This is a genomic window from Heliobacterium mobile, assembly GCF_009720735.1.
Lineage (GTDB): Bacteria > Bacillota > Desulfitobacteriia > Heliobacteriales > Heliobacteriaceae > Heliobacterium > Heliobacterium mobile.
Window position 1 is genome coordinate 1 of record NZ_WNKU01000039.1, and the last position, 16,429, is coordinate 16,429.

15 protein-coding genes and 1 rRNA gene are annotated in these 16,429 nt (G+C 52.7%); 10 read left to right on the forward strand and 6 right to left on the reverse strand.

The genetic code is table 11. The annotated features are described in order from the left end of the window. Nucleotides 1–535: 535 nt before the first annotated feature. From GJ688_RS18055 to GJ688_RS18075, 5 genes are all read right to left on the reverse strand, one after another. Entirely contained in the window at nt 536–1,399 is an 864-nt protein-coding gene (locus GJ688_RS18055; RefSeq protein ID WP_155477921.1) for a chlorophyllide a reductase iron protein subunit X, read from the reverse strand. Between the two features lie 159 nt (nt 1,400–1,558). Further along, complete coding sequence (locus GJ688_RS18060; RefSeq protein ID WP_155477922.1) at nt 1,559–1,882, reverse strand: DUF3593 domain-containing protein; 324 nt, start codon at nt 1,880–1,882, stop codon at nt 1,559–1,561. After that, nucleotides 1,875–2,186: a DUF2499 domain-containing protein gene (locus GJ688_RS18065; RefSeq protein WP_170292135.1), complete on the reverse strand. Its 312-nt coding sequence runs from the start codon at nt 2,184–2,186 to the stop codon at nt 1,875–1,877. The genes GJ688_RS18060 and GJ688_RS18065 overlap by 8 nt, the downstream gene beginning before the upstream one ends. A gap of 73 nt (nt 2,187–2,259) precedes the next feature. Further along, on the reverse strand, nt 2,260–3,768 hold the full coding sequence (locus GJ688_RS18070) for a nitrogenase component 1 (protein WP_155477924.1): 1,509 nt from the start codon (nt 3,766–3,768) through the stop codon (nt 2,260–2,262). 3 nt (nt 3,769–3,771) lie between these two features. Beyond that, the gene (locus GJ688_RS18075) at nt 3,772–5,103 is read right to left on the reverse strand and encodes a nitrogenase component 1 (RefSeq protein WP_155477925.1); all 1,332 of its coding nucleotides are present in this window, start codon (nt 5,101–5,103) and stop codon (nt 3,772–3,774) included. A gap of 309 nt (nt 5,104–5,412) precedes the next feature. Between GJ688_RS18075 and GJ688_RS18080 the strand changes: the two genes are divergently transcribed. The 5 genes from GJ688_RS18080 to GJ688_RS18100 all read left to right on the forward strand — a co-directional run bounded on the left by GJ688_RS18080 (nt 5,413) and on the right by GJ688_RS18100 (nt 9,942). Then, a complete protein-coding gene (locus tag GJ688_RS18080) occupies nt 5,413–6,900 on the forward strand; it encodes a hypothetical protein (RefSeq protein WP_170292136.1) in 1,488 nt (495 codons plus the stop codon). 247 nt (nt 6,901–7,147) lie between these two features. Further along, the gene (locus tag GJ688_RS18085; protein ID WP_170292137.1) at nt 7,148–8,050 is read left to right on the forward strand and encodes an alpha/beta fold hydrolase; all 903 of its coding nucleotides are present in this window, start codon (nt 7,148–7,150) and stop codon (nt 8,048–8,050) included. Nucleotides 8,051–8,246: 196 nt separating this feature from the next. Beyond that, the gene (locus tag GJ688_RS18090) at nt 8,247–8,630 is read left to right on the forward strand and encodes a hypothetical protein (RefSeq protein ID WP_155477928.1); all 384 of its coding nucleotides are present in this window, start codon (nt 8,247–8,249) and stop codon (nt 8,628–8,630) included. Between the two features lie 71 nt (nt 8,631–8,701). Continuing rightward, on the forward strand, nt 8,702–8,962 hold the full coding sequence (locus tag GJ688_RS18095; RefSeq protein WP_155477929.1) for a hypothetical protein: 261 nt from the start codon (nt 8,702–8,704) through the stop codon (nt 8,960–8,962). Continuing rightward, nucleotides 8,959–9,942: a bile acid:sodium symporter family protein gene (locus tag GJ688_RS18100; protein ID WP_170292138.1), complete on the forward strand. Its 984-nt coding sequence runs from the start codon at nt 8,959–8,961 to the stop codon at nt 9,940–9,942. Before GJ688_RS18095 ends, GJ688_RS18100 begins: the two co-directional genes overlap by 4 nt. Before the next feature lie 152 nt (nt 9,943–10,094). Here the strand turns inward: GJ688_RS18100 and GJ688_RS18105 are convergent, their stop codons facing one another. Further along, nucleotides 10,095–10,616 (reverse strand): flavodoxin domain-containing protein, encoded by a 522-nt coding sequence (locus GJ688_RS18105; RefSeq protein WP_170292139.1) that lies wholly within the window; start codon nt 10,614–10,616, stop codon nt 10,095–10,097. A gap of 170 nt (nt 10,617–10,786) precedes the next feature. On the opposite strand from GJ688_RS18105, the gene GJ688_RS18110 reads away from it, so the two are divergent. The 5 genes from GJ688_RS18110 to GJ688_RS18130 form a co-directional block, all read left to right on the forward strand. Continuing rightward, nucleotides 10,787–11,767 carry a quinate 5-dehydrogenase gene (locus tag GJ688_RS18110; RefSeq protein ID WP_170292140.1) on the forward strand — a complete coding sequence of 327 codons (981 nt, stop codon included), beginning with the start codon at nt 10,787–10,789 and terminating at the stop codon, nt 11,765–11,767. Continuing rightward, nucleotides 11,712–12,815 carry an NAD(P)H-binding protein gene (locus GJ688_RS18115; RefSeq protein ID WP_155477933.1) on the forward strand — a complete coding sequence of 368 codons (1,104 nt, stop codon included), beginning with the start codon at nt 11,712–11,714 and terminating at the stop codon, nt 12,813–12,815. Before GJ688_RS18110 ends, GJ688_RS18115 begins: the two co-directional genes overlap by 56 nt. Nucleotides 12,816–13,051: 236 nt before the next feature. Next, nucleotides 13,052–13,534, forward strand: coding sequence for a transcription elongation factor GreA (greA, locus tag GJ688_RS18120; RefSeq protein WP_155477934.1), 483 nt, complete (start codon nt 13,052–13,054; stop codon nt 13,532–13,534). A gap of 116 nt (nt 13,535–13,650) precedes the next feature. Continuing rightward, nucleotides 13,651–15,114 (forward strand): lysine--tRNA ligase, encoded by a 1,464-nt coding sequence (gene lysS, locus GJ688_RS18125; protein WP_155477935.1) that lies wholly within the window; start codon nt 13,651–13,653, stop codon nt 15,112–15,114. A gap of 612 nt (nt 15,115–15,726) precedes the next feature. Next, nucleotides 15,727–16,429 (forward strand): 16S ribosomal RNA (locus GJ688_RS18130); the annotation flags it as partial.

The window sequence follows — 16,429 nt, forward strand, 5'->3', positions numbered from 1 at the left end:
CTTTGGAACACCTCGTATGTTATCAGGGGGTGCTTTCATTTTCAAAGCGCCAATTTATTCATTACAGGAATGCTCCTTTCTAATTTAAGAAGTTTTCAAGGATCACCAACCGCCCCGAAACCAACGATAGCTGGGTAAAATGCTCCAATTACGATAAGGGCAATCACGAGTCCAATTACCGTCGGGAAACCGAAGTAACCAGCTCCACCAACAGCACCCATACGAGGTTCCCCCTTTCAAAACGATTGTAGCGAAACTGCATTTCCATTTTATGGGTGGACATATTTTTTGTGACTACGGACAGAAAAAAGACCGCTGGGTAAATTAATCCCAGCGGTTAACACTGTCACTTTGGCAACTAACAATCGAAGGAGCATGTGTTTTTTTATGACCCTCCACAATATACCCGGCTAAGGTTTTGTGTAAAACAAAAGGCCAAGGAGAAAAATCCTTGGCCGAATGGATCGAATATCTACATAAAATCATAGCATTGAATCATTCTTGATTACATCGGTAATTAGTAATTACGTTAGTACTACCGCTTAAACAACTCCGCCGCCGTCACCCGCTCCAACGTCACCTGCGGGATATCCCGGTAGATCTTCGAGAACTTATCAAAGTCCATCGGCTTCGGTAGCATGCCTTCTTCATGAGGCAGGCGCTGGACCAGGTCGGAGAAGAGTTGATCATAAGGCGGGATATCGCTGACCAGTTGGAAGGCAGCGTTCAGCTTGGCTACTTCCGGGTTGTTCGGGATTTTCGCCAGCACTTTGATGCCGACTTCTTCGCAGAACCGTTCGGCATAGCCGCTGCCGTCATCCTTGTTGATGACCATCCCTAAGATGCGGGACTTGCCGCCCAGCTTGGCGAAGGAGGCCACGGCCGAGCAGATGTTGTTGGCCACATAGAGGGACTGGTGGTCGTTGCCGGCCACGAGGATGATCGATTTGGCGATGGATTTGCTGATGGGAACCCCGAAGCCGCCGCAGACGACGTCGCCGAGGAAGTCTAAGAAGACGTAGTCGAAATCCCATTGGTAGAGGCCCAGTCGCTCGAGCAGTTCAAAGCCGAGAGAGATGCCCCGGCCGCCGCAGCCGATGGCCACTTCAGGACCACCGATTTCGAGGGCGTAGACGCCTTTTCCCCGGAAGATGATGTCTTCTACCCGGGGCGTCGGATCGACTTCGTCCGAGTGCTCTTGCAGTTCAGCCCAGTATTCCAATAAGGTCGGAGGGTTTACGCCGTTAAAGAGAATGACCGTCGAGTCGTGTTTCGGGTCGCAACCGACTTGCAGGACCCGTTTGCCCAACCGGGCGGTGGCGTTGGAGAGGTTCGAGATGACGAAGCTTTTCCCGCTGCCGCCTTTTCCATATACGGCATAAAAATGTTTCTCTGACATTTTTCCAACTCCTGTTATTCACAGTTTCCTTAGCGCCACAATCAACCTATGTAATACAGGTGTACTAATCTATGTTTTAAAAGTATAGCCTACTCGACGAACGACCCGGGAGGCCTATTTCAGCCGCCCGGGTTTTTCATTTCGGGCTCTATTCGATTTCTATCGGCTGTTCTCCTTTTCCTCTAACTGCTTCAGATGCTTCCGCAGGCCTGACAGGATGATGCCGTTGGTGATCGTCAACCCCGATTCCGAGATGCCGTGGAGAAAGTCCACATGGCCCAAGGTGGGAGCCCCCATGACTTTGGTGGCGATGACCCCCGTGACGGCGGTAAAGGCGACAAAGGCGAGTAGGGTCATGAAGCCCGATACGGTCCGGGGATGGATTAGGTCAGGGTTGGTCTTGTGGACTTGTTTTAGGCAGTAGAGGAAGTAGAGGTAGGGGACGATGGAGAGGGTCATGACCATTTCAGCAGTGCTAGACACGTTCGGTCATTCCTCCCCGTTTGAAGAGCTTCGGTTTGGCCGAGCGAAGGAAGAAGTACCCCCAGACGCCGAAACAGGCGCTGCCCAGAAAGGTGAGGTAACTCTGGGCGTCGCTGAGCCAGCCGACCGTATCATAGGTGAAATGGTACCAGATGGCACAGACGCCGCTGAGCATGTAGGGAAGCATGACCCAGGGCATCCGCTTCAGCCAGATGTTGTTCAACTTCTGGCCGATCGCATAGATGAAGTAGATGGCCATGGCCCATTCGATTAAGCTGGCGAAGTGCACAAACCAAGTTGGCAACGAGAGAAGTCCCAGCAATGGCGTACCTGCCTTTCCGAAGGTGTTCTAAACAGCAAGCGCACCGACGAGCTTCTTACCGTTTGAACCGGCTGTAGACCTGGTCCACATCTTCGATCGTCACGTAATCGCGGAATTGTTCTTTCGCAATCTTTTCGCTTTCCACCTTCAACATTTTTGAGGCACTGACCCGGACGAAGAAAGGCACTTTTTTCAGCACTTTTTCCATGTGGGCCAAGGTTTCTTCGGGCCACTTGACTTCGGTGATGACGAGCTTGCCTTTGAGCTGATCTTCCCATTCTTTGCGGGCCGTTTCCCGATCACGGCGCCGCTTGTCTTTTTCCGGCGTGTACTCGATGTGGATGTGGCTGTAGAGGATGTCAAAGAGTTCGTTGCTCACGATCTGGGTGATGTAGACGACGCCGGCAAAGCCCATGAAGGGAGTGCCGGTGGAGCGGCAGACGATCGGCATGGGGGTCGCCGCTGGTAAAAAGCGGGTCGGCAAGATATGTTCGGTGATGTAGATCTTTTCGTTGACACAGCCGAAAAAGAGGGTTGGCGGGTTTTCCAAGAGGGCTTCTTCAATATTCATGGCGCTTTTCGACCGGTAGCGATCGGTCTTTACGCCGTATATGTACTGTTCAAAGCCGAGCTCGTCCCGGAGGAAGCGGCTGAGACCGTCAGCATAGGTCTTGTGGGCGTAGACGCCAAAGGTGTTTGTCCGGAAGATGTCCTGGTGCGGTGAGCGCCACACGTCCCAGAAACCTTGCAGCGTCGTCCGTTTTTCTTCGGCGATGAAAGCTTCCGCTTGTTGACGAAGACCGAGGGCCTCGCCGAGGCCGACGATAAATTCCTGCGTCGCTTCGAGGCCGATGGGGCCGAAGAACATGGGCTTGCCCATCGCTTCGCCGAGCTTTTGGCCGTATTCCTGGTACATGATGATGTTGGCGGCGGCATCATCGAGGCGGGTGACGTCGTGGAGAGCGCACTCAAAGGGGAAAGCCACGTTGATCTCAGCGCCGATGCCGTGAACGATCCGCTTTACTTCGGCAAAGTCGGCATAGTGGTTGAAGTTGCCAAAGGTGGGGCCGATGATGTTGACGAGCGGCTTGTCCGAGGTTTTTTTCGGCTGCCGGGGGAGCTTCGCGGCCACATGCTTATAGAGGTGGAGCATGAGGTCATCACGGCCCTGGAAGTCGTCGCTGTCTAGGGAACGGGTATGGATGTACCAGATGCGGCGGCCGTCCACTTCCGCTTCCAGCATGGAGCCTTCGCTGGAGATGATCTCGCTCTCCTGGCAGGAGAGGATGAAGATGTCATCGTAATGGTCGATGAGTTCACCGCAGAGTTTTTTCAGTTTGTTCAAGGTGCCGTCGAGGGCGACGTCCCCCTCTAAGATATGGGTGGCATAGACGTTTTGCAGGTAGGGAATCGCATCGGTATAGTTTAAGGCCGAGTCGACCGGCACGTAGTGGCAGCCGATGGGGCCGTCGATGATGACACAGAAGTTGCCGCGCATGGGGGCGAGGACATAGAGGGCGCCCCAATAGCCGTTAGTGAGGTCCACATCGCGAATCATCTGCATGTCTTAGTTCGCCTCCCTGTCGTCGCATGCGGAACAGCTACTGCAGCCTAGATATTCCTGCACTTCCTGCACAGGAATGGACCGGGCCATTTCGGTGTCCTGGAAGAATTCGCGCACTCGGTTTAAGGAATTGCGGGACTTGAGTAGGTGGTGCATGAGGCCGAGGATGTTTTCGGCGCCGTGGGCCAAGAAGAGGGGTCGGGCGGAAATGAGGTTGGTGAAGTACACCGATGCGCTGCCCAGTTCTTTTCCCATGGCCGCCACGTCTGTCGCGGCGAGGGCGATGTCAGGCTTGTACTTTTTCACAGCGACGAGATCGTCGGCAGCAGATTTGCGGAATTTGACTTCGATGCCGCGCGCTAAGAGCCAGTTCACATCCGCTTCGGTCAGGGCCGATTTGCCAATGGAAGTAGACACATACGGCACGTCCGCACCGGCTTCGATGAGCAACCGGGCGACGAGCAGTTCGATGCCTTCGTAGCCGGCGACGAGAATGCGGGCGCCTTTTAAGTTCAAGGGGCCGTTGACGACCTGGCGGACGGCCTCCTGTTCTTCGCGGGCCACTTTTTCGGCCAAAGCAGCGTCGGCGCCGGCTTTGGCGGCGATTTCCTTGATCCAGTTGTATGTATTTTCGATCCCCACCGGGGCTCCGGCAATATGGTCAATACCGACTTCAGAGAACTGCCGCATCGTCTTCGTGTAGAAGGGATGGAGGCAGGCGATGGTGGAGACGTTGAGGGCTTTGCGGAAGTCGTTAATGTCTTTGCTCGGTACCTGGGCGCGGAACTTGAGGCCCAATTTTACCATTAGGTTTTCCAAGGTGATCGCGTCGGCTGGGAAGATTTCACCGACGGCGGCTACCGCTTTGGGTTCGCGCAGTTTGTGATCGCCCAACTGCTTGAGTTTTTTGAAGATCCCTTCGAGGGCCACGTCTTTTGCCTCGGCATGGCTGCGGGTACCGAATCCAGTGATGCGGATCGGGATGATCTCCGGGATCTGGCGGGCCATTTCGTCGATGTCGATGCCGACGGTGGTGGCTACGCAGAGGTTGATGACAGGGATGAATTCGGGTTTTTCTTCCCGAATGATCTGCTGAATCGCTTCCAGCAGTTTGTGATGAAGGTTCCGGTCCGTGAAATCGATGGAGTACAACATCGGGGCGTAGATGGATTTGCGTGCTGCGTAGAAATGAGAGAGGAAGTTGAGCCCGTAGTAGCACCCGTGGTTACCCAGAAGAATAGGGAGGAATCCTTCCAGCCGCGTCAAAATACGCAGCCCACCAAAGGCGGGACAGGGGCTTTGGGTCGCCAGCTTGATGGACTTGATCGGTTCCATTATGCCTATCCCCTTTATGTAAAATTTTTTGTGGAACAAAGGTAGTGCAATGCTTATCCAAGGGATATTTAGTCCTATGATAACTATAACTGAACTCGGTCAAATTGCAAGGGAAATGTCCCCGTCCGAGTTTGGGGGCGGGAAACAGAGTTTGTTATAAAGATAATATTCTAAATTTATTGAAAAATGACGAAAGCTTGAGTACACTTATGGGCAAGTGGGGATAGGGCTAGGGGGTATTGCTGGGGAATCACTGTGAGAGAGGGATGCGGTTACACAAACGGGGTATATGAGAAAGGAGATGAGCGGTTGGACGGAGAAACTCGTCATTCCTCTAGGATAATGCGAAGTGTCAAAGCAGGGATTTTCGCCGTCGCCGGTGTGCTCTTAGCTGGCGGCTTACTGGCGGGTTGTTCCCAGACCACGCAGACGGGCGGACCGCCCGGTTCACCGGCAGAGACTGCGGCAAAGACTCAGTTAGGTGATTACGTCATCATGTCGTGGCAGTCCATCGGTATGAAATGCACCAGTGACAACGATAAGTATTTTAGCTTCCATACGCCTGGCAACGATCTGTGGGCCCAAGTGATCAAGCGGGGTGACCCGCCATTGATCGTGACGGAAGGCATCGAATTAACTTATGAAGCGCCGGCGAACCACCGAGATCCGTCAAAGACGATTAACTTTTGGGACTACGCCCCGATTACGCTGAAAAAGGAGATCCCCAAGAACACTGGTAAAACAGGCTTAGCGGCTGATCAGGGCCAGTTTAAACTGGATCCAGTCAAAAAAGCCTGGATGGCCATCGGCATTCCCGTATCCCCTTATAATGACGAAGGCCAAGTTGACGCCTATCCCATGTTTAGTGTAAAAGCGATTGAAACCGCCACGGGCAAGCTGTTGGCCGATACGAAAGTGGCAGCCCCGGTCAGCGGTGAGTTAGGTTGTTATATCTGTCATGGCGGCACGCCCAAACGGGACGGTGTAGGACTGTCCGATGACACGGCTCGCGATATTTTGGCTGACCACGATAAGAATGTAGGTACCAACTTGTTGGCAGAAGCGGAAGCCGGCCGGCCCCAGTACTGCCTCGACTGTCATGAAGCGAACAATGTCGGTGCCCCCGGTAAACCGAATGTGCTCTCCATGTCAGCAGCCCTGCACGGTAAGCACGCTCAGTACATGCAAAACGGTTCGATCGAGACCTGTGGCATGTGCCATCCCTCTTCCGCGAAAGGCCAAGTCTATTGCGAACGCAGCGTTCACCGCGGATTCGGCATGGACTGCCAGAACTGCCATGGTACACTGCCGGAGCACGCGGCCTCTGTATTGATGAAGCAAAAAGACTTGCCCGCTGCCCAGGAGTCGCTGGCGCGATTGAAACCGTATTTGCCGGAAGACTTTGAGGCAAAGGCACGGGCGAACTGGATCAACCAGCCGGACTGCCTCTCCTGCCATACGGATGCCCATACGAAAGCGAGCACCAAGACGACCTCCTATAACCAGTGGATCACCGATAAAAACCAATTGTTCCGTTTTGATAAATCCGACAACGGCGATATGATGTGTGCTGCTTGCCACGGTTCGCCCCATATGATTTATCCGGCTTCGGAAGCTTTGGGCTACAGTGAGATCAATTACCAGCCGAAAACATACCAAGGTTTCGCAGGTCCGATCGGTGCGAATGGCAACTGTACCGTCTGTCATTTGACAGAGCCTGAGAACAAGGATTACCATCATAAAAACCAAGGCCAGCCCTTCGTGCCGCCAGCCTTTACAAATGATCCCGGGAAATAACAGGTTCGGTGACTACGACTAAGAAACGACTTGTACAGTAACAACGCGTAATCAAGCAACCTGTTATCAAATAACGTGTAAACGTAAAAACCTGTCATGTCATCACCGTCACGAATAACGACGACCCTACCAAGTTTGGCGGGGTCGATTTTTTGTTCCTCTTTTTTACATGAGTCCAGTCTTCTTTGCGGAGAATAGAATAGGGAAATGAATTGGCCATCGGAATTGGATGAACAAGAGGGATGATATGCCCGTTCAACGACTTAATGGTACAGACATTTATTATGAGATCCATGGAGAGGGGCCAGCCGTCGTCTTCATTCCGGGTGTCGCTGTCAGCCATGGCATGTGGGCGCCTCAGGTGGCAGCTTTTCAGAAGAGCCATCAGGTGATCACTTATGATGTGCGCGGGACCGGACGGTCTGGGAAGATGTCCTGGTCGACTCGCATTGAAGATCATGCCCGGGATTTGGCGTCGCTGTTGCGGTTTTTGAAGATCAAAGAGGCCGCTGTCTGCGGCGTCTCTTTCGGCGGGGTCATCGCCCAGCGTTTTGCACTCAACTACCCCCGTCTCTGCCGGGCTTTGATTTTAGTGGACACCTTCAGCGAGCTAAAGCCGCGTGATCGGGAAGAAGCGAGCCTTTGGCTGATGACCTGGCTGGCGTCGCCCATGTTTTTGCTGCCAAAGCCTTGGTTGACGTCGATGTTGATGGATTTTTACGAACCCTGGCCTGATGCCCAGCAGGTGCTCCGGGCCGAGGTCCCGAAGATTCGCGGTCTCGATGCGGTGAAGACGCGGTGGATGATTCGCAAGGTCGACTTTACTCGATCGCTCGCACAGATCCAATGTCCCTGCTTGGGAATCGTCGGTGGTGAGTCAGAGTTGGCTATTCGCATGATGAAACGGTTGATCAAGGCCATTCCGGATGCGTCACTGCAGGTCGTGCCCGACTCGTTCGATCCGACGTCTCTTTGCCGGTGTGAGGAGTTTAACGGTCTGCTCACCGACTTTTTTCATCGCATCGGCTGGCAGGCCGGGATGGACGTAGAACCTTTGTACCCGAATGCCGGGTTTACTCATAAGATAGAGAGAAGGAGAAATCCAGAGGGGGTACGGACGTATGAATGGGAACGGAAACGGGTGCGGTAATAGGAGCGGCAATGGAAGCGGAAGCAGCGATGACGATAGCTTGTCTAGAGACGTATTGTTGATTATCACTACAGCCATTTTTATTTTATTAGCGGTCGGGTTAGGAACAAAGCGGCCAGTACCAGCGACGTCCATTTTCGCTGGGTGAGCATTCTCAAGGTGGTGAAGGCTTGTGACGCCGGAGGGAAACAAGAGAATGCGCCGCAAGCCAAAAGCATGTAATCTAAAGGGCAAGTCGAACGGGAACGAAGCCGTTAAAGACTGTGAGAATGGCAAGGGAAAAGGCGGAAAAGGCAACGGTAAGGGTAAGGGGAATGGTAACGGTACTGATAATGCGATTGGATTGGATATCGATTGGCTCACCCGAAATCTGAGTCAACTAAAACCCCCGGCGATCCTTGTCATTCTTGGTTTGCTCAGCCGCTCACTGGTGGTGACATCCTTGTTAGTCAATAATGAGCAAGAAGTGCAGATTCTCCTCACAGGATCATTGCGCAGGAAAACATCCCTCGACCGGGTGATGGAACAAGTGGCCGAACAACCCTTTGGCGATGTGCTGGAATCGTTGCTGCGGCGATGAATTTAAGATACATTTTCAAGGAAAATGAGGGTGACCCGTCGAAAGGAGGTATATGAACAGGAGGTGGGCGTATGACCAAATCATTCGATGTCGAGCAACTGGCCCAGGATATTCTCAACGAGATCGGGGAGCGGTACCTAGAAGAGATCGAGGCGGCCATCGCCCTCATGGATGACAATAACAACGGTGAGATGAACGCGGTGCTCATGTACGCGATCGTATCCAGTTTGAAATGCCATTCGGAACGGTTTGCCGTCAAGTTGGTGCAAAGAGCGATAGATCAAATGAACGAAAAATGTGAGAAATGCAGTTACCGCGGAGGGAATCCATGACATCGGATTGGGTCATTCGGGCGAATCGGTTCTTGGAAAAAGGGATGTTTTTACTCATACCCGGCGCGATCGTCTTTGGCTTTTTTTACTGGACAAGTTTGCACAACGAGAAGGCCTGGGTCTATTGGATGTTTGCCTATATGACCTTCATCGGCGCTTTAAATTGTTCTTGGGCTCAGTTTCGGACGCTCTTTCGGGAACCGGCTCTGTTTTTGACCTCGTTGCTGTTGCTGCACGGGTTCATTCCGGCGGTGGCCTTTTTGATGGGATTGCTCTTTTTTCCGAAGGACCCGCAGACGGTGATCGGGATGGTCATCGGTTCGACGATTCCGGTGGCTGTGACGGCTTCGGTGTGGACAAACATCTCCCGGGGGAATAACTCCTTTTCGTTGGCCTTGGTCGTCCTTGATACGCTGCTCAGTCCAATCATTCTTCCGGCCTTCAGCTATGTGGTTTTGCATACGTCCGGTTCCATCCCAGTGGAAAAGCTGGTTATGGACATGCTGATCATGGTCGTGATCCCTTGTATATTGGGTCTGATCTTTCATCCGTACCGGTTTTGGGATCCGAAAGGGCCGGTGCAAGCCGGGTTAAGTCTGCTTTCGAAATTAGCTCTTTTTTTGGTCGTGGCCATCAATGTGGCCATCATGCACGATTACTTAGTCCAGGGTTGGTCTCAAGCGGGGCTCATTCTGCTGGCCTTATCGGCGACGATTGTGGTGGCTTATTTGATGGGCTTTGTGGCGGGAAAAGTGCTTCGCCGTTCGAATGAAGATGTGATAGCGCTCACATACTCTAGCGGGATGCGGAATATCGCCTTAGGGGTCGTCTTCTCTACGGGGTATTTCGATTTTCGGGTTTCCGTTCCCATCGTGTTTATGTCCCTGCTGCAGCAGCCTATCGCGACAGTCGTGAATCAGTTGTTGCAACGACGCACAAAGGTCGAGCGGGGGAGACTGGAGCAGAGTCGATCATCATAGGGGTGAAATTCAGGGTACGAAAATCCGGGGTGCAAAATTCAGGGAACAATCCAGGGAATAAAAAGAAGAGACCTTCTCGGTTTTGTGAACCGATCGGGTCTCTTTTGATTTTTTGGGACTTTTGCTTGAGGTAGTCTGGCCGGATGAAAGGGTTACTTTGAAACCGAAGCTTTTTGCGGAGGTGCCGTTCTGGCCTCGTTAATTCGGGCGGCGAAGGCGTTGATCTTTTCTTCCGATAGGTTGGAATAGTCCTCTTTGATCTTAGTGACCATCCGGAAGGCGGTCCGTTCGATAAAGCCGAGTTCGCTTTGGACCACCCGGCCGCCGAAGTTATCAGCGACAAGCGCTTTTTTCGTCAACTGTTCCGGATATGCTTTTTTGATCTCGGCTAAACCCTTTTCGCCGTCAAAGAGGCCGCATATGTACAGGCCTAAACAGCGCTTAGAGAGGATAAAGCGCCAGTTCTCCCGGACGAACTGTTTGAATTCCCGTTCGATGTCTCCGCCGTAGATGGGCACGCCGAGGATGACTGTATCGTAGGCAGACCAGTCGGCGCCAACGGGGTTTTTTCGTACGTCCAGCAGTTCCACCGGGCCTTCCACTTTTTCCGCCAGTTGTTTTGCGCAATATTCTGTTGTACCCCGCTTGGTTATATAGGCGATCAGCGTACTCAACGCAGTCACTCCATTCCGTAATATATGACTAAAGAGCTTTTGTTTGGGTATAAAATACCATTTAAACCTAGATGCCGCAAGTGCGAGGCAAAGATAACACATACCTTCTGAGGATGTTGGTTATCCTCATTGTCAAGCGCAGGAGTGAACTGAAGATCTGGAGGCGTAGGGTGAAGCACGTTGTCAGTGTTTCGCTAGGTTCGTCCCGGCGAAATCATCAAGTGGAACTGAATCTGTTGGGCGAGACGGTTTGTGTTGAACGAATCGGTGTCGACGGCGATATGAGGCGAGCGGTGGCGGCCATCGAGGCATTGGACGGACGGGTCGATGCGATCGGTCTGGGCGGAATCGACCGATATCTTCGCGCCGGTCACCGTCAGTATGTTCTTCGAGATGGGGAAAAACTGGCGCAGGTGGCCAAGGTGACACCGGTTGTCGATGGCAGCGGTCTGAAAGATACGCTGGAACGGCGGACCGTGGAGACGCTAGCAGTTCGGGGGTTGCTGCGGCCCGAACAAAAAGTGCTCATGGTTTGTGCGGTCGATCGGTACGGCCTCGCTGAGGGTCTTGTGAACCAAGGATGCCGGGTGACCTTCGGCGACCTGATGTTTGGTGTGGGTTTGCCGCTGCCGCTTCGCAGTTTGGAGGCATTAAATCAGTTTTCGCGCGTAATTATTCCAGTGGTTAGTCTTTTACCCTTTCACTGGTTATATCCGACCGGCCGGCGGCAAGAAAGTTGTCGTCCCCGGTTTTCCCGAGCCTATGAAGAGGCGGACGTCGTCGCCGGGGATTTTCATTACATTCGCCGGTATATGCCGGCAGATATGCGGGGAAAAATCCTGTTGACCAATACGGTTACAGCGGAAGATGTGGAAATGTTGAAAGCCCGCGGTGTCTCCCTGCTGATCACCACAACACCGGAACTGGATGGACGCTCTTTTGGCACGAACGTGATGGAAGGCTTGTTAGTGGCCTTGTCCGGTCGAAAGCCCGAGGAGCTTGGTCCGGAAGACTATCATCACTGGCTCGACCGGTTAGGATTTCAACCTCGCATGGAGTCATTGGATTCTCGGCAGACGACCATAGGAGGTCGGCATGAGACGGTTTGCGTTCATCATCCATCCCCTTACGGTTGCCGACGTAGCCCGTAAATTTCCTTGGATTCGTTATTTGCCAGAACCCATTGTCGAAGGGGTCACGCGGTGTCTACCGCCGATCCGGGCTTCCTATATTCAAGGGGTGCGCTCGCCCTATGGAGAGGTGGACGGCTTTTTTATCGCCTGCCCGCTGACGGCTCGACAGATGCTGACCCTTCCAGAGGCGACGGTCTTGCGACAGATTGAACGGGCTTGTTGGAAAGCGGTGGACTTGGGGGCACAGATCATCGGGCTAGGCGCCTTTACCTCTATTGTCGGCGATGCCGGGCTGTCGCTGGCGAAAGAACTGCCTGTCCCGGTGACGACGGGCAATTCCTACACGGTGGCGACGGCGCTCGAGGCGACCCGGCGGAAAGCGACCATGATGGGTTGCGATTTGGCCAAAGCGTCGGTAGTGGTGGTCGGCGCGACCGGTTCCGTCGGTGCTATTTGTTCCCGGCTGTTAGCCCGAGAAGCACAACATCTGACCTTGGTGGCACGGAAGCCCGAACGTTTGCACCGGCTGGCCTACCGGATTCTTCACGAAACAGGTCTGGCCGTGAAGGTGACCACAAACATGGTCGAGGCGCTTCGGGACGCTGACGTGGTCGTGGCCGTATCGAGTGCAGCCGATGCGATCATCGAACCAGAGTATCTGAAGCAAGGCGCGCTCGTCTGCGATGTGGCCCGACCCCGAGACGTTTCGAATCGGGTAGCCTTGGAACGACCCGATGTACGGGTGATCGAAGGCGGAGTCGTCAAGGTGCCTGGCGAGGTCAACCTTGGCTTTAATTTTGGCTTTCCGCCGGGTATGGTCTATGCCTGTATGGCCGAGACGATGATCCTCGCCTTAGAGGGACGGATGGAATGCTTCTCCTTAGGCCGGGAGCTTTTCTTCGACCGGGTGGAGGAGATCTCCCTTTTGGCCCAGAAGCATGGATTCACCGTGGCTGGCCTACGAGGCTTTCAGCGAGCCGTCACCGAGTGGAATGTGGGCGAAGAACGCAATGTTGACAATATTTTGCAACCGGGATATAATACTAAACTAAAGATTGCAGAATAACAGGCAAGCACTGCCCGGTCCGCAGGCTTTCGCGACCGTTTGGCAGTGCTTATTCCGTGTAACGTCTACAGTCGACCAATTTTTTTAAGTTTTGCAGCAGAATTGGTTGTCATGCGGGCTCCATTGGCGTAGAATGTGCAAGACCCCGCGTGATGTAACGGTATCGGGGCATACATCGATAACCGGTCACATAGCATAAGTTATCTTTCATTGATAAGAGGTAGGGGAGCGAACGTATGGGAGAAAAACCAGTTATATTGACTGCAGAAGGACTGAAGAAACTCGAAGAGGAACTGGAGTACTTAAAGTCTTTCAAGCGCGGCCAAGTGGCCGAACGAATTAAACAGGCTATTGATTACGGCGATATCAGTGAAAACTCCGAGTACGAAGATGCCAAAAACGAACAAGCTTTCGTGGAAGGCCGCATCATCACCCTCGAAAAAATGCTGCGCAATGCCAAACTGATCGACGATGCAGCTGTAGAAACGGATAAGGTTACGATTGGCTCCCGGGTTCTGCTTCGCGACCTGGAGGATGACTCTGAGTTTGAGTACACGATCGTCGGTTCTGCCGAAGCGGATCCGAGCGCATCGAAGATTTCCAACGAGTCCCCTGTCGGCAAAGCTCTCCTTGGTCAGCCCAAAGGTGCCACCGTCGAAATCCAGGTGCCCATGGGTAAAATTAAATACGAGATCGTCGACATCAATAAAAAAGCATAGCATCACCGGACTCATCTATGATTTTATGCGGCAGCATTCAATAGACACCGTACGTAGACTGATGGAGGGGCCAGGGGTGACCTGGCCCTTTTTCGATTTCTCGGGGAGGGACAAGCATGGATTTCGATAACGAGTTAGTCAAAGTCCGTCTAGATAAACTGCAAGAGCTTCGGGAAAAAGGCATCAACCCTTTTGGGGATCGCTATGAGCCGACACACCATGCCGAAGCCATCAAAGAAGATTTTGAGGCCTTCGAGAATCAGACCGTCCGTCTTGCCGGGCGGATGATGGCCAAGCGCAATCAAGGAAAAGCCGGTTTCGCCAATCTTCAAGACATCACCGGAACGATTCAAATCTATGTGCGCAAAGACGATGTCGGTCCAGACGCTTTTGAATTGTTCAATAAGGCCGATATTGGTGACATTTACGGCGTGGAAGGCCATGTGTTTAAAACGCGCATGGGTGAGATCTCCGTCTGGTTAAAAGAGTTTACCTTGCTGACGAAGTCGCTTCATCCGCTGCCGGAAAAATGGCACGGCCTAAAAGACGTAGAGCTTCGCTACCGCCAGCGCTATGTTGATCTCATCGTCAACCCGGAAGTCAAGCGGACCTTTATCCTGCGCAGCAAGATCATTCGGGCTGTCCGGGAGTATCTCGATCAAAAGAATTTCTTAGAAGTGGAGACGCCGGTTCTTCATCCCATCGCCGGCGGGGCGACGGCACGTCCTTTTATCACCCATCATAACGCCCTCGACATGAAGCTCTACATGCGGATCGCTTTGGAACTGCACCTGAAGCGGCTGATCGCTGGTGGGTTGGAGCGGGTTTATGAATTGGGACGGATTTTCCGGAACGAAGGGATTTCGACGCGTCACAATCCCGAATTTACCATGATCGAGATTTATCAGGCTTATGCTGATTTCAAAGATATGATGGAACTGACAGAAAACCTGGTCGCCGACGTGGCAATCAAAGTCTTGGGCACGACCAAGATCACCTATCAGGGAGAGCCCATCGATCTGACACCGCCGTGGCCCCGGTTGAACATGCTCGACGCCATCAAAAAGTATGCCGGTGTTGACTTCCATGCGATTGAAACCGATGAAGCTGCACGGGAAGCGGCCAAAAATCTCGGCGTAGAAGTGAAGCCGACGGACTCTCGCGGCGATGTCATCAATACGGTCTTCGAGGAAAAAGTGGAAGAGCACCTGGTGCAACCTCACTTCATCTTCGGGCATCCGGTGGAAGTGTCGCCGCTGGCTAAACGAAATGCTGAAAATCCGAAATTCACAGACCGCTTTGAGGTCTTTATCACGCGCCGGGAACTGGGTAACGCCTTCTCGGAGTTGAACGATCCTATCGATCAGCGCGAGCGTTTTGAGCGGCAGTTGGCCCTCCGGGAAGCTGGCGATGAGGAAGCTCATATGATGGACGAAGATTTTCTTACAGCGCTTGAGTACGGCATGCCCCCCACAGGCGGCCTAGGGATCGGCATCGATCGTCTCGTCATGCTGCTCACCGATTCTCCGTCAATCCGGGATGTCATTCTCTTCCCGACGATGCGGCATCGGGAGGATTAGAACGTTTATTACAGTGGTTAATAGGAAGGGTGAAAAGGTACAGATGTACCTTTTCACCCTTCCTATCATTTTCTAAAAGACAAAGACAATGTTTCTATCAATTTTTTCATCGTAAGTTTCACTCATGAAAATCTGATGCTGAAATCGCTCCAAATACCGTTCCCCACACTGCTAAAAACTCGAAGTTTGCCTTACGAAATTTACCTTAAACAGTAATCGTCCTGTTCGTCTTATAAGACTTAAGGAAAAAGGGTAGTCAGTGTGGAGAAAGAGTATAGAATGGAGAAAAATCAAGATAATTGAGATTGAAAGCGAGTAGAAGGCGAGATTACCTAGTTTCTCCCGAAATTTCCGGTTGAATGGTGATTTGGATTTGTGATATAGTTTATCTCGTTGCGGCGGACACATCAAAAATCAAAGCAAAACAAGCAAAAGTATTGCTTGACTTGAAATTGGCGATGTGTTAAAGTTACTAACCGTAACGCCTCTGGTCCTTGAAAATCAAACAGTTGTTAAAGCAAAAGCGTGCGAAACCAATATCAATTCGGCCCGCGCAAGCGGGACGGACAATGATTTCATTTATGAGAGCTTGACTCAAGCTTATCTACATTATTTGTGGAGAGTTTGATCCTGGCTCAGGACGAACGCTGGCGGCATGCCTAACACATGCAAGTCGAACGGAGAGCTGAAGTTTCGATGGAGGCTCTTAGTGGCGGACGGGTGAGTAACGCGTGGATAACCTGCCTGAGAGTGGGGGATAACAGCCCGAAAGGGCTGCTAATACCGCATAACGTTGTTCGGGGACATCCCCGGACAACCAAAGGAGCAATCCGCTCTTGGATGGGTCCGCGTCCGATTAGCTAGTTGGTAGGGTAAAGGCCTACCAAGGCGACGATCGGTAGCCGGCCTGAGAGGGTGAACGGCCACACTGGGACTGAGACACGGCCCAGACTCCTACGGGAGGCAGCAGTGGGGAATCTTCCGCAATGGGCGAAAGCCTGACGGAGCAATGCCGCGTGGGGGATGAAGGTCTTCGGATTGTAAACCCTTGTCTTCGGGGAAGAAGAATGACGGTACCCGAGGAGGAAGCCCCGGCTAACTACGTGCCAGCAGCCGCGGTAATACGTAGGGGGCAAGCGTTGTCCGGAATGACTGGGCGTAAAGCGCGTGCAGGCGGATAATTAAGTCTGAGGTGAAAGCTTGGAGCTCAACTCCGAAATGGCCTTGGAAACTGGTTGTCTTGAGAGATGGAGAGGATAGCGGAATTCCCGGTGTAGCGGTGAAATGCGTAGATATCGGGAGGAACACCCGTGGC